Origin of the sequence: Pedobacter vanadiisoli (genome assembly GCF_042684385.1) — a bacterium.
Classification (GTDB): domain Bacteria; phylum Bacteroidota; class Bacteroidia; order Sphingobacteriales; family Sphingobacteriaceae; genus Pedobacter; species Pedobacter vanadiisoli.
The window spans coordinates 591,473-613,973 of record NZ_JBHULL010000007.1; the positions used below are offsets into that span (position 1 = coordinate 591,473).

Genomic DNA, 22,501 nt, shown 5'->3' on the forward strand with positions numbered 1-22,501 from the left:
GGCCTATTTTCGCTTCTTTTTAAACACTTTAACGATTAGCTCCTTGTAATAATTTACATCAAACAGAGCCGAATCTACAGTGGCTTTATAGGTTAAAAAGGCCGCCAATGGCGACAAAACAATTACGGCGATCCACATGCCGAATATCGGGTTCAGGTTTCCTTCGCGTGCTGATTTTTCGGCCACGGTGGTAATAATATGGTACACCAGGAAGAAACAGATGGCCACCACCACAGGTAAACCCATCCCCCCTTTCCTGATAATAGCCCCCAGTGGCGCACCGATAAAGAAAAGCAGTATGCAGGAGGCGGCCAATGTAAACTTGCGTTGATATTCTACCGTTGTAAAAATAATTTCGCCCATTAAATCGGTTTGGCGCGGAACCCAGTTGGGTACGTGCTGCATAATATTGGCCACTGTGTTGCTGGCATTATCAAGCGCCTGTTTACGCGATCCGTTTGGAATACTTTTCAGGATTACATCATTAATTTGTTTCGGTACCGCTTTTACTTTGGTATACCCTTTAACGGTATTAAACTGTTTAAAATTACTGGTGAAAGTGGCAATGGTCCTGATATTTAAACTATCGAGCTGCTTATTCAGCGAATCGCGTTTTTTTACTATCCCTTTTAAGTTGAGCATCGGGGTACTGTTCCCAAATGCATTTGGGTCGGTAGTGCTCGGATCGAAAGACGACATATCAAAACGCGGCCAGGTTTCTTTAAAACGGTTCCTGGTAAAAATCTGCCTTGGGTTGTACATCCCATTTTTTGAAGATTGCTCTTCGTACTGGATCCCGTTTTTAAGGTTAAGCTGCAGGAATTTACCATCGGAGGTTTTACTCATTTTACCCTCTTTGGCCAGAATAATTTTTGGAATGCCGTTGTTCTCCCGGTGATCGTAAATCATGATATTGTGCAGGGTACCATCTTCCTCTTTAGAATCTACACGGATGGCATAACCCGGTATATCATTATTAAAAACACCTGGTTTGATTAAAAAGGAGAGTTTTTTGTTCCTGATGTCATACAGCAGCGAGCCAAATTTCAGGTTGGCTTTGGGCAGCATGTAATTGGCAAAAAAGAAAGAGGCAAAGGTAAGCATCAGAATCACCACAAATAAAGGGCGCATGGCTTTCTGTAAAGAAATTCCAGCCGATTTAATGGCCACAAGCTCATAATTTTCGCCAAGTGTACCAAAAGTCATGATGGAAGAAAGTAACACCGATAATGGAAGCGCCATTGATACGTTGGCGGCCGAGGCGTAGTACATCAGCTCCAAAATGGTGTACCACTCGAAACCCTTTCCGATTAAATCATCAATCCATTTAAAGAGGAAAAACATCAACAGAATAAACATCATAACAAAAAATGTTGCTATGAATGGCTTCACAAATGCTTTTATTAACAGAAGATGTATTTTTTTCACCCAGCAAAGGTAAACAATACGGAGATAATATTATGCACCCAATACGCTAATCAGGTAATCGATCTGGTTATCCCAGATCTGTTTTTTCTCCGCCAGAAGTTCATCGGTAGTAAAATCAGTAATCGAGAGGGCAACATCATTGGTTAATTCGTCCTGAACAATTTCCATCTCAAAATAACATTGAGGTTCATCATCCAGCCACTTAAATTTAACCAGTTTATTTTCTTTAACGGCAACCAGCTTTGCTTTTTGCTGCTCATCATCCCAGGTAAACGTGTATATCTGATCGCGGAAATTTACATCGTCCGCAAACCATTGCGATAAGCCGTTTGGCTCACTTATAAAACTGTATAATATTCTTGGTGACGATCTAACTTCGTACTCTAGTGTAAATTTTTTCTTTTCTGCCATGTTAGTACTCTACCAGGATAATTTCCGGACTACTTTTTTAATATTATTTTTCTAAAGAAAGGTAATTTATTCTATATCTGCAACAATATAATTTTTATTGGTTTCGGGAGGTGGTGCATTGGTTCATTTGTCATTAGTTCATTATTCAATGGTCATTCCTCTCGTTAGTCCATGCCAGCAGGCTATCTTGATCACAAACGTGGGGCGGGTAGTTGATTAATCAACTCCTAATTTACCATATAAGGAATTTAGTTCATTTAAGTTCTCGATTGAGCTTATATGAATCTTATATGGTTAGGAAAGGCAGGTAATTGTTGAAATTTAAAAAGCAGGCGTATAGGTCTTTTACCATATAAGAAATTTTAGTCCATTTAAGTTCTCGATTGAACTTATATGGTTAAGAAGGGCAGGTAATTATTGGAATCTGTTCACTACTTTCAGTATAGAACAGAATTTAAACCTATTCCAGTATAAGAGTTTACCATTCTTTACCCCCCTTGTTTACCTTTCTGTACCTTTTGTTTACCCTTTCTGTATACCAGGTTAACCCCATGTTAACCCTTTGCTTACCTATTCTTTACCCTGGCGTTACCTCATTCATTACCTAAAAGGTAAAGATTTGGCGAACATTAGCTACAGCAGAGGTCAACTTGGGGATAACTTGCCCGCACCAACAGGTATAGCGCCCCGATACACCTGGTCTTTCCATAACATGAAATATCTTCGAATACAGCAAAAACAGGCCTGATGACACCATTATAGTAGCCAACAATCGCTTAAGCTCCCTGTAAATACCGCTGTTCCTTTTGTTAAACGCCGGCCAAAAACAGGCTCTGTTAGCGACCAAAACAACCCTTACAGCCTATTCAAAACAATAAAATTTACTGATTAATAGCGCTTTAAAGTATTTTTCACATTTCTTTTTTATAGAATGTATATTTATTCTATATTTGCAGCTCTTAAAAATAACCATAGTTGTATTTACGTTATACAGTAAATATACACCCGGCGGGGTAGCTCAGATGGTTAGAGCGCAGGATTCATAACCCTGAGGTCGGCAGTTCGATCCTGCTCCCCGCTACACTGATTACCAAGCCTTTAGCTAAACTAAGCTAGAGGCTTTTTTCTTTATTGCTGTACTGTTAGTGCAATTGTAACGCTTCCGATCTAGTAAACATGTGAGTTACCCAACGTAATTTTTGGCTAATGGATTTATTTAAAATTTTAAACACAAGGGAACTTGCATCAAGCATTTGGGTTACTATTTCGATAGTATTTTTTCTCATTGTACCGTCGAAGCAAAAAGAACTTGTAACAATAATCAAGGGGATTTTTTCACGCAAGTTTACAACTGTCTATATCCTTGCCGCACTATATTGCGCAATGTCATGTACTATACTATATTTCATTAAAGCATGGGATACCTCACTAGTCAAAGATTCCTTATTCTGGATGTTTTTCGCTGCTCTTCCGATGATGTACAAATCCGCACGGTCAAAAAATATTCGTGAATACTTTGGCAGTACTCTGAAATCACTATTAACAGTTACTGTTGTATTGGAATTTCTAATGGGGCTGCACACGTTCTCCATCTGGCTTGAACTCCTTCTCGTACCAATTTCATTTCTTTTGTTTGTCTTGACTATATTCTCTAAACAAAAACCTGAGTACTCACAAGTTCAATGGCTATTTGAATGGACCACAACCATCATTGGTGTCCTTATCGTCATGTTTGAATTTAGATACGTTACCACTCATATTAATGATTTTTTAAAACTAGCTTACCTCAAGCAGTTTACCTTGCCAATCCTGCTATCCCTACTGTTTATACCATTTCTTTATCTACTAGTTATCTATATCCGTTTTGAGGAAACCTTTGCAATTCTCACCGTTCGTTTCCAGAATAACCCTAATCAGCTATACACCAAAATTCTGATAATACGATTCTTTTTAAATGATCTAGAAGGATTGAAACGATGGAGGCAATACATTTTCAGAACTCACCCACAGACTAAGAAAGCTATCAAAGACAGTATAAAAGAGATAAAAGAGCTTCAACAGATAGAAAAAAATCCTCCAATTATTCCATTAGCTGAAGGTTGGTCCCCCTATTGGGTAAAAAACATTTTAAAGGAAGTTGGTATCCACACAGAATACTACATGCACTATTTTGAAGATGAATGGGGAGTGACCTCAAATAATCTGCACTTAACAGAGGACTTTCTTGCCAATGATATAATTTACAATATTAGTGGCAATAGAAAGGCTGTCACTCAGCTAAAGCTTCGTCTAATGGTTTTTGACCTGAGCAAAAAGGCAAATTCTCATGAACAGTTTCTTTTTTACATAGCTCTCCTCTGGAAAAAAATATTTGACACTGATTTACCAAGATCGATTCTACAAGCTGTTATGGTTGGAAAAAAATTCAGACATCTTGAAAAAGGATGTAAAATAGAAGTTGACTTAGAAGAATACAATACAGCTCTAAATGGATATGAACTCAAATTTAAAATTATACACGCAGCGCACCCTGTATTTGAATAGTGTCTAATTACTACGAGGGCTTTTAAATTTCCTTCCCATTTCTATTTGATATTCAAACGAGAAGCCTTGTTACAGGCAGCATTGTTGTTCCATATCAATTATTGATGGCAGATTAACTGATACATTTTTTCGCTATCTAACTTTATCCTACTATTTCCATTGTGCATGAATTGAAAAACACTTAGGAAATTTTGCAATGACCTAACTATTGCTATTTACCTCACCAGTTTACGTCTATACCACGGTTCGTTTTCAGCCCAAGCTAGACATTTTCTCTTTTCGAAGAAATCAAATAACCTGGCCATATCTTGCAATCAGAAAGAAAACCTTGTGCTATTTACCCAACAATTGATTATCAATCATTTAACCAAACATACCGAGACCTTTTTATTGCTGTATTTTCATAAAATTGTAACGCCTCAGATTTAGTAAACATCCATACTCATGCACTAACAAGAGATTCATTTTATCTCAATTGAATCAGAGACTCCTTTCCATTAAGCAAGCTCAGGAATTAGCATAACCCGATCCTCCGCACAACAATACTAAGCGGTCGGCGCTTTGCCAAACTTTTTTTTGAACGAACTGGAAAAGTGCGAGAGCGATTGAAAACCCAAGTCGAGATAAAAGGTGGAGGGTTTTTGATGCCTGGTTTCAATCAGGTACCTGGCCTCGTTGAGTCGTTTATCCAGCAACCATTGCCGTGGCGGTACGTTAAAAGTTTTTTTAAAGTCGTGTTTAAAGCCTGCCAGGCTACGGCCCGTTAACCGGGCAAATTTTTCGATGGGAACATTAAACTGATAATTGCTGAGCATGAACCTTTCCAGGTCGATCTTATGCGGTTCAAAAAAATCGAACAAAAAACTTCGCAAGCCTGGCTGCGCATTAAGCAGCAGCTTAACGCCTTCTTTTATTTTCAGTATGCCCATTTCCTCGGTCAAGGCCGCAGAAGTCCGGCGGGCATAAGGTACGATAGACTGAAAATATCCCTGCAGGAATTCATCTGTCGGAATCAGGATATTGGGCGGACCGATATACTGATGGTCCGCTTCGATCTTTTCTTCCAAAGCGATCTTACGCAGCAGGTCTTCCTGCAGGGAAATAATGATCGTTTCATAATTACCGCCAGGCAGCGGCGTTTTGGTAATGGTACCCAGCTGGTTTTTACCGATCAGCAACATTTGGCCGGTGTTCATGGCAATAGTATGGCCGGTAGTTTCCAGTTTAAACTGTCCTGAAACCTGCAAAACAAGGGTATGATGATTCCAGAAGCATACCTTCTCCCTGCGCTCGGCAGACAGATATGCATAAAAGATGACACCTGGTAATATTTCTTCTGGGTTGACCATTATCGTTGCAAGTAAGTACCGCCTAAAATAGCGCCGATTGCAAAGGTATCATTTAAAAGTTTAATCTCTTCCGCACTAAAGCTGATGCTCATCGCCGCGATATTCTCCGGCAGTCTGGAACGTTTACTCATGCTCACCAGGGGCATGATCTGCTCACCCTGGGCATTCACCCACGCAATGGCCAGTTGGGTTGGTGTTACGCCCTTATCCTTCGCTAACTGCTTTAACACTTCTACCTTTTCTAAATTCCTGGTGAGGTTATCGCCCTGAAAGCGCGAAAAGTGGCTATGATAATCACCTGCAGGTAGTGGCGCTTTCATTTCACCGGTCAGTAAACCTTCCGCAGTATTGGCAAAGGCAACTACCGAAATACCCAATTCTTTTGCTGCGGGCAACAATTCATTTTCGATCTGACGGTCAGCCAGTGAATAACCGATCTCCAGTGCGCTGATGGGATGAATCGCGTTAGCTTCCCGCAATTGCGCTGCATTGATTTCCGATACGCCAATGTGCTTTACTTTTCCTTCTTTGATCAGGTCGGCTACAGTACCGATGATATCGGCCACCGGTACACTGCCATCCATGCGACAGGGTTGATACAGATCGATGGTTTCTATACCCAAACGCGTCAGCGAATAATTGATAAAATTCTTGATCGCTATGGGCCGCAGGTCTAATCCTAACCAGGCTCCATTATGAAAGATCGCGCCGAATTTTACGCTGATAAACGCATCATCGCGCCTCCCTTCTATCGCTTTACCAACCAGCATTTCGTTATGGCCGGCGCCATAAAAATCGCCGGTGTTCAAAAAGTTGATGCCCTCGTCCAATGCTTGCCGGATTGTGGCGATACTTTCCTTTTCGTCAGGAGTTGGTCCGCCCCAGACTGAAGACATGCGCATGCAGCCCAGCCCCAGCTTGGACACCAGTGGGCCGTTTTGGCCTAAATGTATTTGTTCTATGCTTTTCATAATACAAAGATGCACAAACCGCGATAAGCGAGGTTTCCTGAACGGCTCAAAAAACTTTCCTGCACGGCTCAATTACAAATTAAAATTCAGTGGGGTCAAGCAGTTTTTTATCCTGCCAGATAAAGGTACCCTGCCTTGAGGCAATAAGCCAGTTACCATTAATTCTCTCCTATTCATTTCTAAGACAATCCTATTTCAAAAAGAATCATCAGGTATAGGCATACCTAACTTCAGTCTATCAAGGACTAGTTTTAACTCAACCTGGTCTTCACAGGGTCAGAGACGCTTTCTATTGGCTGATCCTTAGACTCCTGCGGAACTCGGCGGATAGTGGGAAATGCTCCATACCCTAATTGTTTCCCGGTAAAAGCACTGATTTTCGAGTTTTTGTAAAGTGAGCAGGTCTGTTTATATTCGTTCAAAGAAAAACATGGACCCCTTGAGACAACATATCGAAGAGATCGCCCCATTAACCGATGCGGAGTTTGATCAGGTGCAGTCTTTTTTTACCTTAAAAAAGGTGCGGAAGCATCAATACCTGGTTAATGAAGGCGACGAGGTAAAATACGAATACCTGGTCTTGTCTGGTATCTACCGGGTTTTTTATGTTGATGACCAGGGTAAGGAATACATTGTCCAATTTGCTAAAGCAGGCTGGTGGATGTCTGATTACGAAGCCTTTTTTAAACAGGGTAAAGCTTCCATGTTTATCGAGTGCCTGGTTGCGGGCGAAGTGTTTTATGCTACGCTGGATGCCCGCGAACAATTGTCGAAAGAGTTGCACCAGATGGAGCACTTTTTCCGTGTAAAGCTTACCAACGGCTATGTGGCGCAACAACAGCGCATCAAACTGCTGCTTTCCAGTACGCCACAGCAACGCTATGAAGCTTTTGCCAGGTTATATCCCGACCTGTTGCAGCAGGTGCCCAAAAAATTGATTGCAGAATACCTGGGCGTCAGCCGCAAAACCCTTAGCCGCCTTTACGCCGGTTAAAACCGTGTGATCCAAATCACACGATAATAGTGATCTGTTTCCTCACGTCGGCCCTTGTTTTCAGCGCAAATTTGTACTGTAATCATTCACAAAAAATCTTACAGTCATGAAAAAGCACATTTTAATCATCGTATCTAACGCAAACAGCATCGGCCCCAACAACAGGAGGACCGGAACCTTTTTACCTGAAGTAGCGCACCCTTATGCCGTTTTCAGTGAAGCCGGTTATCAAATCGATTTTGCCAGCCTTACCGGCGATACCCCTTACCTGGATGCATTGAACCTGGCTGATGATCCCGATAATCTCAAATTTCTGACAGGAAAGGGCTGGGCGGATATGCAAAAAGCGGTAAAGCTCGAAACCGCAGACCTGAAAAGCTATGATGCCATTTTTGTACCCGGTGGCTTAGCACCGATGGTAGATATGCCCGAAGCGCCATTATTGAAAAAAGTGATCGCCGAAACTTACGAGCGGGGCGCAGTTGTTGGTGCCGTATGTCACGGGCCGGTTTCGCTGCTTAACGTCAAACTGAGCGATGGCTCTTACCTCATCAATGGCAAAAACATCGCCTCATTTACTACGGCCGAAGAAGACAATTACGCCAGGCCCGATGTTCCGTTTGACCTGCAAACGGCATTGACCCAACAAGGTGCCATCTTCCATGCCGCCGCCCCATGGTCTGCCAACAGCATTGCTGACGGCCGCCTGGTTACCGGCCAGAACCCGGCATCAGCCAAAGGCGTTGGCGAAAAAATGATCGCTATATTAAAAACCCTAACCGCTTAATCCATGAACACAAGCAACATACACGTATTTGCCAAATGGCAGGTTAAAGAAGGGCAGACCGAAAAGGTACTGGCCCTTCTTAAAACCGCAGCAGAAGAAAGCCGTAAAGAAAAAGGTAACCTGTTTTACCGGGTACATCAAAGTATTGCGGAGCCAGATACAATCATCTTGTTTGAAGGCTATACGGACGAAGCAGCGTTGAACGAACACCGCAGCTCGACGCACTTTCAGGGAATCGTTATCGGTCAGATCGTTCCCCTGCTGGAAAAACGGGAAGTGATCCTGACCACACCACTCGACTAAAACTCGCGCGATCAGGAATAGTGGGTATTGAGTATACCAAAGGTTTTAAGGACGGTTTGCGCTTGCTGAATAGCTTGTAGATCCTCAAAAATTTCGACATTTTGGAGCTTCGCGCCACAAGGATTATCAAGCCTTTAGCCGAATAAGCTAGAGGCTTTTTTATTGCTGTATTGTTAATGAAATTGTAACGCTTCTGATCTGGCAAACATGTACAGGCGATATGCGTGCGCCAGCGAGGGGACATGAAAGCTATTTATAAATTGGTAACTGTAAATTCAAAATAGAGCATAAATCACTTCAGCATTAAACCAATAACCCTGGCTATACGTTTAATACGGTATGGCAGCTAACATCGAAATCGAGCGTATTAAATACTTTCAAGGCAAATTATTGGCATGGTGGAAAGATCATGGCCGCCATTTTCCTTGGCGGGAAGAATTTTTAAGCGATTACGAGTTAATTATCGCGGAAATCTTACTCCAAAGAACCAAAGCCGAAACAATCGCTAATTACTATAAAATTTTCTTAGAGTCTTATCCCAGCTGGCAAAGCCTAGCTGCCGCGCGAGAAAGCGATTTGGCCTTCTTATTAAAGCCTATAGGTTTGTATAATCAAAGGGCAAAAAGGATTTCTGCTTTGGCGAAATCAATGAAACAACGAGGCTTTATTATTCCCCATGATAGGACCTTACTAGACGAAATACCATTTATGGGTCAATACATCGCTAACGCTGTAGAATTACTTATATATAATCAAGCAAAACCTTTGCTAGATGTGAATATGGCACGTGTACTTGAGAGGTATTTTGGACCGAGGCAGAAAGCTGATATCCGTTATGATCCTTACCTCCAATCCTTAGCCCATGAAATTCTTGTAGACGTGAACGCGAAAGAAATTAACTGGGCAATCCTTGATTTTGCAGCTTTGATATGCCAGTCAAGAACCCCAAAGTGCTTAACATGTTCATTATCAATAAATTGTAAATACTATAAAAATAATAAAAATTGATTAATTTTAACTGTTAAGTCTTAATATGTTTTCAACGTCTCAAAATACAAATTACTACATTGATTTATTCGCAGGTTGCGGAGGGCTATCACTTGGCTTGCATAATGCCGGGTGGAAAGGGTTATTTGCTATTGAAAAAAACAGGGAGGCTTTCAATACGCTAAAACACAATCTTATCGACTATAAAAATCATTTCGATTGGCCTTTTTGGCTAGAGCAAAAAAACCATGAAATAGATAGCATCTTAGGTAGCCATAAAACTGAGTTATTGAATCTCCGTGGCCAGGTTGATCTAGTCGCAGGTGGTCCCCCATGTCAAGGCTTTTCTACGGCTGGTATGCGTAACGAAGACGATGTTAGAAATGGCTTAATAAGATCATATTTGAAGTTTATCATGTATGTCAAGCCTAAGATGATCTTGTTCGAAAATGTCAAAGGCTTTACCTTGAAATTCGAGAAAAATAAATCTAAGGGTAAAGTTTATTCTGAGTATGTTTTAAAAATTCTTAATAGGTTAGGTTACGAAGTTGAAGGTAAGATGTTGGACTTTTCGAAGTTTGGTGTACCGCAAAAGCGAACTAGATTTATTTTAATCGGGATTCGTAAAGACGTTGCTGAAGATTTGAAGATTAAAGCAAAGCAATTTTATCAACTATTAAGAAGGAACAAACTTGCTTTTTTTAAAGAAAGAAACTTGCCACAAAATCCTACACTTGGTCATGCAATCTCTGACCTATTGAAATCGAATGGCTTAATTCAGACACCCGACAGAAAAGGATTTAAAAGTGGGCTATATAAAAAGCCGCAAAGTCGTTACCAAGAATATTTAAGAATCGGGAATAACAACCAAATACCACACAGCCACAGCTTCGCTAGGCACAGTGCAAGAATAGAACAAAGGCTCGCATATTTCTTAGCAAATCATGCGCCTAATAAAAAAATTAGCCAAGCCACTAAAGACCAATTAAATATAAGTAAGCATTCTATTTTTCCATTAGGAAAGAATTTTCCAACTCCAACATTGACTACCCTACCGGACGATTATATCCATTATCAGGAGCCGAGGATATTAACAGTAAGAGAGTACGCTCGTATACAGTCATTTCCAGACTGGTACGAATTTACTGGAAAATATACAACTGGGGGGAAATTACGAAAGATGGAGGTGCCACGATATACGCAAATTGGCAATGCGATACCTCCTCTTTTTGGAGAGCAAAGCGGTGTCGCTTTAAAGAGACTATTATCATAATGCCGGGCACAAAAGAAGAATTATCGTTTTCGATTAAAACAGGTTTAAAAAATATCATTGGTAAGGACCTAATTACCGATGAATATATTGCTGTGTTCGAACTTGTGAAAAATTCCTACGATGCGCAAGCACAAAACGTGACAATTGTTTTTGAAGATAATAGGATCATTATCGCGGATGATGGTAAAGGCATGTCGAAAAATGACTTAGAACACAAATGGTTTGCAGTCGCGTATTCGGCTAAGAAAGACGGTACCGAGGATGATGAAGAGGAAATTGAAAACGAAGACGACAAGTGGAATGAAAATGATGAAAGCCGAGAATCATATCGTGATAAAATAAAAGTAAAACGCTTTTATGCTGGTGCAAAAGGTATTGGGCGATTTTCATGTGACCGACTCGGGAAAAACCTTATTCTAAAAACAAGGGCCAGAGATGCTAATATTATCAGCCAAGTAGATATTAACTGGCTGAAGTTTGAGAAAGATGCCAAATTAGATTTTAATAAGGTAAAAGTTCCCTATGAAAGTTACCCTGCTGCGGGAAGTGGTGTAAACTTCCCCAATAATGCTCAAAACGGGACAATTCTAGAAATTTCAGGCTTATCCTTTCCTTGGGAACGTGAAAAGATCAAAAGCTTAAAACACTCCCTTGAAAAATTAATAAACCCGTTTTCTGAAACTAACGTATTCACAATAACTATAGCTTGTGAAAAATACCGAGAAATCGACGAGTCGGGTTTCGACGAAAAAAAGAAGCCAATATTAGATCGAGATAAAATCAATGGACCCGTTAAAAATTCTATCCTCGATATATTAAACTTAAAAACAACGCAGATAGATATCGATTTTAAAGATATAACGATTGAAACTAAATTGATCGACCGTGGGACGCAGGTATATCGTATTAAAGAGCCAAATCACTACGCCCCTTTACTTAATAATTTAAAGATAAACCTTTATTTTCTCAATAGGACAGCTAAAGTAAATTTTACCAGGCTTATGGGTATTGAGCCCATTAATTATGGGTCTGTTTTTCTTTTTAAGAATGGCTTTAGGGTACAGCCATATGGTAATACTGGTGACGACAGTTGGGGTTTGGATTTTAGAGCGCAACAAGGCTACAATCGTTTCCTTAGTTCTCGCGAGCTTTTTGGAAGGGTAGATATAATAACAGAAGAATTTGAGCAGTTTAAGGAGGTTTCAAGTCGGGATGGTGGTCTAGTAGAAACTTTTGGCTCTGCACAATTATTGGAAGCATTTAAAGAAATTGGGCTTAAGAGACTGGAGCGATACGTGGTGGGCGTTCTTTGGGGTGAAGCTTTTATCCGTAAAAAATACTTCAACACCGACAGTGAAGGGAAAAAACTTCGTGATAATTTATTGGCTACTGATAAAGATTCAGAAGATTATTCTAAAGCTAAGGCTAATCTTGGAAGCAAGATCGACTTTATACAGTTAATGAAAAGTCTTGCAGACAACAAGGAAATTGAAATTGTTGAATATGACAAAAATCTTGTTGATTTAGTCAATGATAACTTAGAAGAGGTGCAACCTAAATTTATCAAAGATTTAGAAAAAATAGCCGAATCTACAGGTGACGACGATCTAAAGGAGAAAATATTCTTAACCGAACAAAATTATAGAAATCTATTAGCTGAAAAGGAGGCTGCCGAGAAAAGAGCTCAGGAAGAAGAGACAAAAAGAAAAGCGGCAGAAGAAACTGCTCGGAGGGAAGAAGAAAGACGGCGAAGAGCTGAAGAAAAGGCTCGGCGTGAAGAAGAAAAACGCCGCGAGGCCGAATTGGCAACCGAGCGTAAGGAAAAAGAGCGCTATAAAGCACAAGTTGAAAGGCTCTTGGCTGAACAAAAGGCTAAAGAAGAAAAAGAAAAACGAGAACGCGAGGAAGAGAAAAATAAGGATTTAAATGAAAAACTGTCCCTTGAAAAACAGAAAAATACGTACTTAAGTGCTACCAGAAAAACCTTAAGTGGTGAAGATGCTGAACAACTCGTACATTCTATCGATCTTTACGTTGGTAACGCATCAACACATTTTGAAGCATTGTTTAACCGCATAGATTCGTTTGATTTAAAAACCAAAGAAGATCTTTATTTTATAAAAAGCAACCTCGACAGGGCCCTAAAGGTTTCACAGATTATTATTAAATCAAACTTTGATTATAAAAGTGCAAAACACAAAGTTGACTTATCAAAATACATTGAAGAATATGTTAAAGATTCTGCTTTATCTAGGAAAGATAAATTGTCGGTTGAGATTAGCAATTCAGCATCCCATAACGCCCTTATTAGCACTATTGATATTGATATAATTATTGATAACCTCGTTTCTAATTCGGTTAAAGCGGGAGCGACCAAGATTAGTATTGACTTGTCAAAAAATGATGATAAACTAGTGATGGATTATTATGATAACGGGAGAGGTTTGCCAGACATATTCTTAAGAAACCAAGATGAGATTTATAACCTTGGCACAAGAGAATCTCAAGAAAAGGGATCAGGTATTGGCATGTATGATATATATACACGTATTACAGCTCTAAAAGGATCGATCTCCATTCTTGGCAATAACTTAAAATTAAAAGGTGCCGGTTTCCAGTTAACATTTAAGTAAATGAATAATAAAGTCAAAGCATGTTTTTTAGTGTTCGATGATGACACTAACCAAGAGACCATCATAAAAACCAAGATCGTTGAAAAGTTAAAAGAATACGATATAACATATTGGTTGATTGATCCATCTGAATTTGTAGATTTAGACAATAATACTTTTAAAAACCAAGAGTTCCGCGATCACGTGTTCGAAAAGACAAAAGGTCACGGTATAAATGTTATTGCTTCGGATTGCAACTTGGTCAAGATAGACAATTTTAAAGTACAAGGTATTGATGTTGTATCAGCACTTTTATCTGAAACTAGGAAAACGTATAATGCACCATTTATTCTTTATTCTGGAAAAATTGAAGAATCATCCAAGCACATTTTAGAAAAAATCCAAAGCCAAGTAGCAGAAACGATGGAGGCAGGCCATTATGACATTAATTCCATTGATATTCTTAAACATCTAATGAAAGCTCGCATCGTTTTCAGCGGTAGAACGGAAGACTCTTATAGTGATGCAATTATTAAAGTAATCAAGTCTGAAATTGATGTTAAAGATATATTATTAAGTTCATTCCAGAAGTTTGGGAAAACCACACTTAATACGGGGAATTCAATCTACGATGGAAAAACGTTGGAGCACATTATTGAATTAATTGAAGCAAGTGATGTAAATACTCAAAGGTTTGTACAAGAATTTACTGAATTAGCCATTGCTCACTATACTAAGATCAATTAATGAATGAACCTTATTCTCATATAATTTGTATCCATCCAGAAGATAAAACAACCTCTTTTTTATCGATAATAGGCGCTCAGTTAGAGAAGTATTATCATACTATTCCAGCAGATCAAGACAGTCATAATAAACTAATCGATAGCATCGCAGCCTACCATGGAAATGCATTAATCGTGTTTTTAGGGCATGGATCACATAATTGTCTTTTTGGTAGTTGTGATTCCCCAACAGGTGGGAAAGCTGTCTTTTTGAATCTTGATTTTACGAGGAAACTCTTTATTGGACATGATGTTTTGTTAGTATCTTGTAACTCCGCGGATTTTCTTAACAAACAAAACTCGTTTAGAAATGCAATAGGTTTTGGCAATATTATAAGTTCCGAGGACGAAGCAAGCCATGAAGCAGAGTATATTACAGGAGTTTACCGAGATTTAGATGCGGATGCAATTACTATTTTCAACGATTGCTTTTCCAGTAGTGTAGCAGAAGCAATAAAATTGTTGGCCTCTGGCGCTATAAGCTTTAAAGAGTTATACACGTACCTGATTTACTTTTTAAATAAAAAAATAAATAAAGTCTTGTTAGATAAAGGTCTTGAAAAGAGACTCGCAATATCAGAACTTTTATTTGAAACCAGATCGGAAATGAAGTTTTTTTAAAACCTTCTGCCGAATCTTTTTTGGCTATAGTCAAATAATTAATTGAGTTCTTCTTCTAATGATAGTGTCTTTTTAATAAAATTAATTGTAATAACTCATTATCAATTCCTAGATGTGACTCCCATAGCCACCGCACGCGTGTCCCATGTTAAATTCCCTAATCAAGACCTAACTAAATCGGCCTCTACTTGCCTGTTTCCCACGTATGATCAAGCACAAAAAAATTCAATCCTAAAGTTTTGCTGTTAGAAGACCTTACCTGGTTGGCCAACGCCACATCCTGCGAAAGCATTTTACCGTAGGATGGGATCATTTTGCGCAATCCCAGTTGCCAGGCATTGGAGGCAACCTTTTTCGGGAAACATTGTTTGAGCAAGGTAAGCATAATGTCGACAGATGTTGACGCCCCGGGCGAGGCACCTAAAAGGGCTGCAAGACTGCCATCCTGTGCGCTTACTACCTCTGTACCGAACTGAAGAACGCCTCCATGAGTTTTATCTTTTTTGATAATCTGTACCCTTTGCCCTGCGGTTTCGAGTTTCCAGTCTTTGGCTTCAGCTTCAGGAAAATATTCTTTTAGCGCCTTTAAACGGTCTTCATCTGACTGGGTAACCTGGCTTATCAGGTATTTGGTTAAGGGTATATTATCCATCCCGGTCGACAGCATAGGCCACATGTTTTTCAGGGTTATAGACCGGGTAAGGTCAAGGTAAGAACCCTGTTTTAAAAATTTGGAAGAAAACCCGGCGTAGGGACCGAAAAGCAGTGCCTTTTTTCCATTTATGATCCTGGTATCCAAATGCGGAACCGACATAGGTGGCGCCCCTACCCCTGCTTTTCCATATACCTTGGAGATATGCTTTTCTACGATTTTCTGATTGTTACAAACCAACCACTCTCCGCTCACCGGAAACCCGCCAAAACCCTTTCCTTCGGGTATTTTAGATTTCTGCAACAGCCTTAAGGCCCCGCCCCCGGCGCCAATAAAAACGAATTTTGCGCTGATGTACTTATCTTTGCCAGTCTTGAGATCGGTAACCGTTACCAACCAGGTGCCATCGGGATTTCTTTTAAGATTCTTCACCTCATGATTCAACGCTACCTTAACCCCTTTTTCTTTTTTTAAGGAGGAGATCAGGCCGCGGGTTAAACTGCCAAAATTAACGTCTGTACCGATTGACATATAGGTTGCAGCAACTTTTTGTTTACGGCTTCTGCCTTTCATTACCAAAGGCATCCATTTGGCTAGCGTATCGTAGTTTTCTGAATACTTCATCCCTTTAAAAAGCAATTGTTTACTTAAAACGTCGTAGCGTTTTTTCAGGTAAAGTACATTTTTATCGCCCCACACAAAACTGATATGTGGCACATTGTTTATAAATGAGCTTGGTGCCGGCAGCTTGCCCTCACTAACCATATAGGCCCAGAACTGTTTAGAAACCTCGAACTGCTCGTTAATGGAAATTGCTTTTTTAAATTCAATTTGCCCGTTTGGCAATTCAGGGGTATAATTGAGCTCGCAGAATGCCGAATGGCCGGTTCCGGCATTATTCCACGCATCAGAACTTTCAGCAGCAACAAGGTCTAATCTTTCATAAATGTTTATGTTTAATTTTGGATCCAGTGTTTTGATCATTGAGCCAAGTGTTGCACTCATTATTCCTGCCCCAACCAGCACCACATCGGTTTGCTCCTGCGCTTCTTTATTTCTGCAACCCATTACAGTTACCGAAATAAGCAATATGAATAGTATATTTTTCATGCTAAAATTAATCTTAATACGTTAAATGTTTTTATTTTTTGGTGTTAGAAATAACGAGCGCCGCCACACCATGCCCAATGGTGTTGGTAATTGCCCTGGCTTCACTCATAAACCGGTCGATGCTAAGTAATACAGCAAGTCCTTCAACCGGAATGAGATGAATACTGTTTACCGTGGTTACCAAGGCCAGAAAGCCCGTGCCAGGAATACCGGTTGCACCTTTCGAGGTAAGCAGGATGATCATTACTATATTTAAAAGTTCGGCCCATGAGAAGTTTATATTGTATAATTGGGCTAAAAAAATGACAGACATACCCAGGTAAACGCAAGTACCATTAAGGTTTAATGAGTTTCCTGTAACGGTTACTACCCTTACCACATCGCGCTTCAAACCTATAATTTCCAGGCGGTCCATTAATAAGGGAATTACCGAGCTGGAGGAAGAGGTACCCAATGCATATAACAGCTCGTTTTTGATCGTGGCAATAAACTTAACGATGTTCACCCTGAGTACCAGCAAAATTGACCCCAGAACTAAAAAAACAAAGAGAAACATAGCGATGTACGTTCCTGCGAGCATCTTCCCGATGGGTAGCAGGCTATCCATTCCGTACCGGCCTACCGTATAGGCTATACCGCTAAAGGCAACGAATGGTGCAAACACAAAAATATACCGCAGCAATTTCATGACAAACTTCCTGAGCAAATCGAAAAAATCAGTTGCTTTTCTTTTAAGTCCGGACTGGTTAATGATTAAGCCCAGAATAACCGCTGTAAGCAGCAATATTAACATGCTGTTCTGAAGTACAACATTTACCCATTGGGGATATTGACTGGTAATTAACTGCCCTGGTAAAATCTCAGAAAGCAGCGCTTTATTAATCTTTCCTGGCTGGATTAACAGGGCAATACCAATACCGAAAAGGATAGCTCCTGTGCTGATCAAAACAAAATAAATGAGGGCTTTTATGATAATTTGCCCAATTGATTTCAGGTTGTCGAGACCGCCGAATAGTGTTACAACGGTTAGAAAGATTACCGGGGCTACAAAAGGCTCAATAGCAGAGACGAAAACACTACCTATCCATTGCATTTTAGCAGCAGTAGTTGGATAAAAAATGCCACAGAAAACCCCAGCTACAATCGCAAGAACAATTTGTAAGCTCAAATATTGATTGAGTTTATCTACAACCAGGTCTATTTTACCGATCAACTTCAAAATGAAGGTATTAATTTTCTTATCTATGAATATAATCAATCTGCCTGTTAATCTAACAATACAGGGGCAGCATTCTTAATAATCTCACTTGCATGGGCGATGTATTTTGAGAAATGTTGTTCAAAAAGCACAGCCAGTTCGGCTGCTTTGCGGTCATATTGCTGAACATCCTCCCATAAATCCCGCGGATTCAGGATTTCTGCTGGCACGCCCTCACAATGCTGCGGTACCGAAACCTTAAATACCGGGTGGATCAAAAATGTAACATCGTCTAATTTACCGTTCATGGCTGCGGTAATAAGTGCCCGTGTATATTTTAGACTGATCCGGTTTCCTATTCCATAAGGGCCACCAATCCATCCGGTATTGACCAGCCACACCTTAATTCCGGGGTTTGCATCCAATTTTTCGCCTAACAGCTCGGCGTATTTTAAAGGATGAAGGGGCAAAAATACCCTTCCGAAACATGCAGAAAAGGTTGACTGCGGTTCTGACACCCCCATTTCTGTACCTGCTACCTTTGCAGTGTAACCAGAAATAAAGTGATACATGGCCTGCCCCTTGTCGAGCTTACTTATTGGCGGGAGTATTCCAAAGGCATCACAGGTGAGAAAGAATATATTTTTTGGTATACCTCCTGATGAAGGTTCTTTAGCATTTTTGATAAACTGAATGGGATAGGCTACTCTTGTATTTTCTGTTTTGGAAATATCCGAAAAATCTACGCGTCCATTAACATCTATAACTACGTTCTCCAGTAATGCACCGGGTTTGATGGCTCCGAAAATTTCAGGCTCTTTCTGAGGGTCGAGATTTACCGCTTTCGCGTAACACCCTCCTTCAAAATTAAACACACCGTCATCAGACCAGCCGTGTTCATCATCACCTATTAATGAACGGTTGGGATCTGCACTCAGGGTTGTTTTCCCTGTGCCTGAAAGGCCAAAAAACAGCGCCACTTTACCATCCTTACCTTCATTGGCCGAACAGTGCATGCTTAACACATTACGCTGTAACGGCAAAACATAGTTTAATACACTAAAAATCCCTTTCTTCATTTCGCCGGTATAGGCCGTTCCGCCAATTAAAATGGTCTTGCGACTGAAATTAACTACCGTAAAATTCTTTTGGAGGGTCCCATCGGTCTGTGGGTCGGCAGAGAAACCTGGGGCCTGCAAAATAAGCCATTCCGCATCGGGACTGAGCACATGGTGTGCATCGGACCTAAGAAAAAGGTTATGGCAAAATAGATTTGCCCATGGTGTTTCATTAACCACACGGATGGTTAATCCAAACCTTGCATCTGCGCAGGCATGAACATCTCTCACCCAAACTTCACGTTCAGCAAGGTAGCTTCTCATTTTTTTATACAAAATATCGAAATGAGCCTTCGAGATCGGCCGGTTTACCTCCCCCCAGTCAATGGTATCGCTGGTCGTTTCATCGATTACGGTAAATTTATCTTTTGGTGATCGGCCGGTAAAACTTCCGGTATCCACACACAGCGCTCCCGTATGATTCAAAATCCCCTGGCCCCTTTCTAATGTCTGCCTGACGAGTTGCTCGGCTTCTAATTGGTAATGAACATACTTACCATAAAGCCTGAATCCTAATTCATGAAATGTTTCTGCTGTATTCATTTGATCTGATTTTAGTATACCAATTCTTTTTTTATGACACTATTTTTCTGATTTACATCTGATCGCACATCACTTTCTTTTTGCGGATGAAACTCCCGCTCGCTTTGCGCAACTACGATTGTAGCCACCCCATTACCAATGATGTTTGTTAATGCACGTGCCTCACTCATAAATTTATCTACCCCTAAAAGAAAGGCCAGTCCTTCTATCGGAATCTTATGGATAGCTGCAAGTGTTGAGGCTAAAACAATAAAGCCACTACCTGTTACCCCAGCTGCACCTTTGGAAGTGACCATCAGGATCCCGATGATACTTAACATCTCCCATATCGATAGGTGGACCCCGTAAAGCTGGGCAAGGAATATGATGGACATAGAAAGGTAGATTGAAGTACCATCCAGATTAAAAGAATAGCCCGTTGGAATAACCAACCCAACAACAGACTTGCTGCAGCCCATCTTTTCGAGTTTCTGCATAATCGAAGGCAATGCCGATTCGGAAGAAGATGTGCCCAATACCAGCAATAACTCTTCCTTAATGTATTTGATAAATTTCCAGATACTCATTTTGTAGTATCTCATAATACCACCCAGAACTATAAATATGAACAGCCCCATGGTTAGATAAACCGTTCCCATGAGCTTAGCCAGGGGGATGAGGGTATGAAGTCCGAATTTGCCAATGGTATAAGCCATCCCACCGAAGGCACCAAGCGGTGCGAGATACATGACATATTTTAAGCCCAAAAAGACTTTTTTGGATAAATACTCTAAGCCAACAACTGCTTTTTTCCGGTGCTTGGAATAGTTAAGAACGATTCCGACAATTATGGCAACCAGTAATACCTGGATGGTGAGGTTATTCATAAAGAAATGTACCCAGTCAAAACCTTTTTCCGGTGATGAGGTATACTTCGAGGCATTTTGAATCTGCAAATTGGCTTTATCGATGTTACCCGGTTTAAAAAGAACAGCCATGCCAATGCCTATGGCGAGTGAAAAAGTGGAAACCACTTCGAAATAAATGAGGGATTTGATGCCTATTCTGCCTACTTTTTTCAGGTCGCCCATACCACTTATACCCAAAACAATGGTCAGAAATATAATCGGGGCGATAAAGAGTTTAATAATATCGATAAAGGTTTTACCGATAATTTCCATTTTAACAGCAATTGCGGGGGCAATACTGCCCAACAGAACGCCAGCAATAATGGCAATGAGCACCCAAAAAGTAAGGTTGGTTGCAATTCGCATCCAAATGCGACGGGTCGCCTGGGTTTGCTGATCTAATGTTTGAGGTAATTTTTCGATTAACATGGCTCTTTTTTATTAGTCTATATTGATATGGTACATTAAAACGAACATCATTTTCCGGTCAGATACTTTTAGCCCGCCACCCTGATCGGTATATATGGGCCTGCTTTGAGCATTAAAAACAAGTTTTGATGCATGGTCTTTTAATAATAAAGTAAGTCCTAAATCGTAACTGATCATAGGGTCGGCGAGACGTTCAAACCTGGAATATTGAATACCGAAAGCGGGCATCAGCCTCAGGCTTTTCTTTTGCTGATTGAAATAAGGGAGGGTGACACCAGATTGCAGGTAAAAACTGTGCCCGGTGCCTACAACCGGATAACTATTGCCAGCCCCGTTGAAAGCCACCTGTTTACTATCCGTTCCGTTTGCAATATTGTTTATTCCCAGGTTTCTGATGTAGCCCGGTCCATAATCATGAAGAAATGCTGCTGAATAAAAATTAAACGATGTTCCCCTGCTCAGGTTAACCGGGGTATCGAAGAATATGTCTGCGCAGAACAGTTTCATATCATTTAGCAGGGTATCTCCGGATTTCAGGCTCCAGAGCAGGTCTTTCTGATATTCCATCCCTACGCCAAGGCTCAATACCTTTTTTTTACCTAAATAGCTTCCCGGCGATGTAGGCGTACTGTTTTCCTTTTCAAAAAACTGCCACTTGAAATACGATGAAAAGTTGGGCTTAACCTCCAGGTTATTAAAGGTAGAAATGTCTGGCAAAGGCTTTCCGGTTTGAGGCACGTAAGTTTTAGCGACGATAAACCGGTAGTCTAACTTTCCCAGCTGGCCTTTAAAAAAAACATTCAGGTTCCTGAGGGTGAGATCTGTTCTGTTTACATTACCCAGCATGATAAAAGGTACATCATACAATAAAGTAGCCGTTGGGCCGGAAGCAAAGCGGGTAAGCCCTTTCCAGTTAGACCTGCCTGCCCCTAAAGTAAATTTGTTGCTCAGTTTATATTCGCCATAGGCATCAAGTAATTCAAAAGCACTTTCTTGATCAGAAAGATAGGTCAGGTTGGTTGTTCCTCCCTGAAAAACCATGGTGAGCCGATCCGTTGGCGCGATCACCATTTTCATGCGAAGCCTTCTTAAAGAAATATCAGCGGTTGATTTTACGGCACTTTCATTTACCTTACTGCCAGGATTCAGCTCGGTATATCTTGCCCAAATCTGCGCATAACCTGAAAATGCGATAAAATGTGTTTTATCATCGTTCAAGTAATACTTTAGTGGCTTATTGGCTTTTTTTTCCTGGGCATTTACGGTTAACCAGCTCCCCACAAAAAGGAAAATGACTATTGAGCACCTGATAAATGATAGGCTCATGCCGTCGTTTATAAAAAAAATAGGGATATTAGCCTTCATTTAATCTCAACTAGGCGGATGTTAATCCGTTGTCTATATTTGGTTAATTCCGGTACAAATAATTGTAACGGGTTAATAAATATGCACCTATCTTAAGCTTAAGAAGATTTATATCAATAAACTACACGAATTAT

18 protein-coding genes and 1 tRNA gene are annotated in these 22,501 nt (G+C 40.4%); 10 read left to right on the forward strand and 9 right to left on the reverse strand.

What is annotated here, in order from left to right:
- Window positions 1-3 precede the first annotated feature (3 nt).
- Together ACFSR6_RS08245 and ACFSR6_RS08250 are read right to left on the reverse strand one after the other, a co-directional pair.
- On the reverse strand, window positions 4-1,428 hold the full coding sequence (locus ACFSR6_RS08245; RefSeq protein WP_379077470.1) for an LptF/LptG family permease: 1,425 nt from the start codon (window positions 1,426-1,428) through the stop codon (window positions 4-6).
- A 30-nt stretch (window positions 1,429-1,458) separates the two neighbouring features.
- On the reverse strand, window positions 1,459-1,839 hold the full coding sequence (locus ACFSR6_RS08250) for an START-like domain-containing protein (protein ID WP_183761572.1): 381 nt from the start codon (window positions 1,837-1,839) through the stop codon (window positions 1,459-1,461).
- Between the two features lie 1,007 nt (window positions 1,840-2,846).
- Here ACFSR6_RS08250 and ACFSR6_RS08255 point away from each other — a divergent pair.
- Window positions 2,847-2,920, forward strand: a tRNA-Met gene (locus tag ACFSR6_RS08255).
- 125 nt (window positions 2,921-3,045) lie between these two features.
- On the forward strand, window positions 3,046-4,383 hold the full coding sequence (locus ACFSR6_RS08260; protein WP_379077473.1) for a hypothetical protein: 1,338 nt from the start codon (window positions 3,046-3,048) through the stop codon (window positions 4,381-4,383).
- A 545-nt stretch (window positions 4,384-4,928) separates the two neighbouring features.
- Here ACFSR6_RS08260 and ACFSR6_RS08265 read toward each other — a convergent pair.
- Both ACFSR6_RS08265 and ACFSR6_RS08270 read right to left on the reverse strand, forming a co-directional pair.
- Window positions 4,929-5,732, reverse strand: coding sequence for a helix-turn-helix domain-containing protein (locus ACFSR6_RS08265; RefSeq protein WP_379077476.1), 804 nt, complete (start codon window positions 5,730-5,732; stop codon window positions 4,929-4,931).
- Entirely contained in the window at window positions 5,732-6,703 is a 972-nt protein-coding gene (locus tag ACFSR6_RS08270; protein ID WP_379077478.1) for an aldo/keto reductase, read from the reverse strand. Before ACFSR6_RS08270 ends, ACFSR6_RS08265 begins: the two co-directional genes overlap by 1 nt.
- 430 nt (window positions 6,704-7,133) lie before the next feature.
- Here ACFSR6_RS08270 and ACFSR6_RS08275 point away from each other — a divergent pair, with 430 nt between their 5' ends.
- From ACFSR6_RS08275 to ACFSR6_RS08310, 8 genes are all read left to right on the forward strand, one after another.
- Entirely contained in the window at window positions 7,134-7,697 is a 564-nt protein-coding gene (locus ACFSR6_RS08275; protein ID WP_379077481.1) for a Crp/Fnr family transcriptional regulator, read from the forward strand.
- Between the two features lie 106 nt (window positions 7,698-7,803).
- A complete protein-coding gene (locus tag ACFSR6_RS08280) occupies window positions 7,804-8,484 on the forward strand; it encodes a type 1 glutamine amidotransferase domain-containing protein (protein ID WP_379077484.1) in 681 nt (226 codons plus the stop codon).
- 3 nt (window positions 8,485-8,487) lie between these two features.
- On the forward strand, window positions 8,488-8,787 hold the full coding sequence (locus ACFSR6_RS08285) for a putative quinol monooxygenase (protein WP_379077487.1): 300 nt from the start codon (window positions 8,488-8,490) through the stop codon (window positions 8,785-8,787).
- Window positions 8,788-9,126: 339 nt separating this feature from the next.
- The gene (locus ACFSR6_RS08290; RefSeq protein WP_379077490.1) at window positions 9,127-9,795 is read left to right on the forward strand and encodes an HhH-GPD family protein; all 669 of its coding nucleotides are present in this window, start codon (window positions 9,127-9,129) and stop codon (window positions 9,793-9,795) included.
- A gap of 25 nt (window positions 9,796-9,820) precedes the next feature.
- On the forward strand, window positions 9,821-11,047 hold the full coding sequence (locus ACFSR6_RS08295) for a DNA cytosine methyltransferase (protein WP_379077493.1): 1,227 nt from the start codon (window positions 9,821-9,823) through the stop codon (window positions 11,045-11,047).
- On the forward strand, window positions 11,047-13,680 hold the full coding sequence (locus ACFSR6_RS08300) for an ATP-binding protein (RefSeq protein WP_379077496.1): 2,634 nt from the start codon (window positions 11,047-11,049) through the stop codon (window positions 13,678-13,680). The genes ACFSR6_RS08295 and ACFSR6_RS08300 overlap by 1 nt, the downstream gene beginning before the upstream one ends.
- A complete protein-coding gene (locus tag ACFSR6_RS08305; protein ID WP_379077498.1) occupies window positions 13,681-14,406 on the forward strand; it encodes a hypothetical protein in 726 nt (241 codons plus the stop codon).
- The gene (locus tag ACFSR6_RS08310) at window positions 14,406-15,065 is read left to right on the forward strand and encodes a hypothetical protein (RefSeq protein ID WP_379077501.1); all 660 of its coding nucleotides are present in this window, start codon (window positions 14,406-14,408) and stop codon (window positions 15,063-15,065) included. Before ACFSR6_RS08305 ends, ACFSR6_RS08310 begins: the two co-directional genes overlap by 1 nt.
- A gap of 184 nt (window positions 15,066-15,249) precedes the next feature.
- Here ACFSR6_RS08310 and ACFSR6_RS08315 read toward each other — a convergent pair whose 3' ends face one another.
- From ACFSR6_RS08315 to ACFSR6_RS08335, 5 genes are read right to left on the reverse strand one after another with little or no spacing between them, the layout of a single operon-like run.
- Window positions 15,250-16,827: a malate:quinone oxidoreductase gene (locus ACFSR6_RS08315; protein ID WP_379077504.1), complete on the reverse strand. Its 1,578-nt coding sequence runs from the start codon at window positions 16,825-16,827 to the stop codon at window positions 15,250-15,252.
- Window positions 16,828-16,858: 31 nt separating this feature from the next.
- Window positions 16,859-18,085, reverse strand: coding sequence for a cation:dicarboxylate symporter family transporter (locus ACFSR6_RS08320; protein ID WP_379077507.1), 1,227 nt, complete (start codon window positions 18,083-18,085; stop codon window positions 16,859-16,861).
- 8 nt (window positions 18,086-18,093) lie between these two features.
- Window positions 18,094-19,686, reverse strand: a complete 1,593-nt coding sequence (pckA, locus tag ACFSR6_RS08325) for a phosphoenolpyruvate carboxykinase (ATP) (protein WP_379077509.1) — start codon at window positions 19,684-19,686, stop codon at window positions 18,094-18,096.
- An 11-nt stretch (window positions 19,687-19,697) separates the two neighbouring features.
- On the reverse strand, window positions 19,698-21,002 hold the full coding sequence (locus ACFSR6_RS08330; protein ID WP_183761494.1) for a cation:dicarboxylate symporter family transporter: 1,305 nt from the start codon (window positions 21,000-21,002) through the stop codon (window positions 19,698-19,700).
- Between the two features lie 12 nt (window positions 21,003-21,014).
- Window positions 21,015-22,328, reverse strand: coding sequence for a hypothetical protein (locus tag ACFSR6_RS08335; RefSeq protein WP_379077512.1), 1,314 nt, complete (start codon window positions 22,326-22,328; stop codon window positions 21,015-21,017).
- Window positions 22,329-22,501 lie beyond the last annotated feature (173 nt).

Coding starts and splice junctions, on each gene's coding strand:
- ACFSR6_RS08250 (WP_183761572.1), bottom strand. CDS start 1,839: ATGGCAGAAAAGAAAAAATTTACACTAGAGTACGAAGTTAGATCGTCA.
- ACFSR6_RS08335 (WP_379077512.1), bottom strand. CDS start 22,328: ATGAGCCTATCATTTATCAGGTGCTCAATAGTCATTTTCCTTTTTGTG.
- ACFSR6_RS08290 (WP_379077490.1), top strand. CDS start 9,127: ATGGCAGCTAACATCGAAATCGAGCGTATTAAATACTTTCAAGGCAAA.
- ACFSR6_RS08310 (WP_379077501.1), top strand. CDS start 14,406: ATGAATGAACCTTATTCTCATATAATTTGTATCCATCCAGAAGATAAA.
- ACFSR6_RS08265 (WP_379077476.1), bottom strand. CDS start 5,732: ATGGTCAACCCAGAAGAAATATTACCAGGTGTCATCTTTTATGCATAT.
- ACFSR6_RS08305 (WP_379077498.1), top strand. CDS start 13,681: ATGAATAATAAAGTCAAAGCATGTTTTTTAGTGTTCGATGATGACACT.
- ACFSR6_RS08300 (WP_379077496.1), top strand. CDS start 11,047: ATGCCGGGCACAAAAGAAGAATTATCGTTTTCGATTAAAACAGGTTTA.
- ACFSR6_RS08315 (WP_379077504.1), bottom strand. CDS start 16,827: ATGAAAAATATACTATTCATATTGCTTATTTCGGTAACTGTAATGGGT.
- ACFSR6_RS08295 (WP_379077493.1), top strand. CDS start 9,821: ATGTTTTCAACGTCTCAAAATACAAATTACTACATTGATTTATTCGCA.
- ACFSR6_RS08275 (WP_379077481.1), top strand. CDS start 7,134: ATGGACCCCTTGAGACAACATATCGAAGAGATCGCCCCATTAACCGAT.
- ACFSR6_RS08330 (WP_183761494.1), bottom strand. CDS start 21,002: ATGTTAATCGAAAAATTACCTCAAACATTAGATCAGCAAACCCAGGCG.
- ACFSR6_RS08260 (WP_379077473.1), top strand. CDS start 3,046: ATGGATTTATTTAAAATTTTAAACACAAGGGAACTTGCATCAAGCATT.
- ACFSR6_RS08280 (WP_379077484.1), top strand. CDS start 7,804: ATGAAAAAGCACATTTTAATCATCGTATCTAACGCAAACAGCATCGGC.
- pckA (WP_379077509.1), bottom strand. CDS start 19,686: ATGAATACAGCAGAAACATTTCATGAATTAGGATTCAGGCTTTATGGT.
- ACFSR6_RS08270 (WP_379077478.1), bottom strand. CDS start 6,703: ATGAAAAGCATAGAACAAATACATTTAGGCCAAAACGGCCCACTGGTG.
- ACFSR6_RS08285 (WP_379077487.1), top strand. CDS start 8,488: ATGAACACAAGCAACATACACGTATTTGCCAAATGGCAGGTTAAAGAA.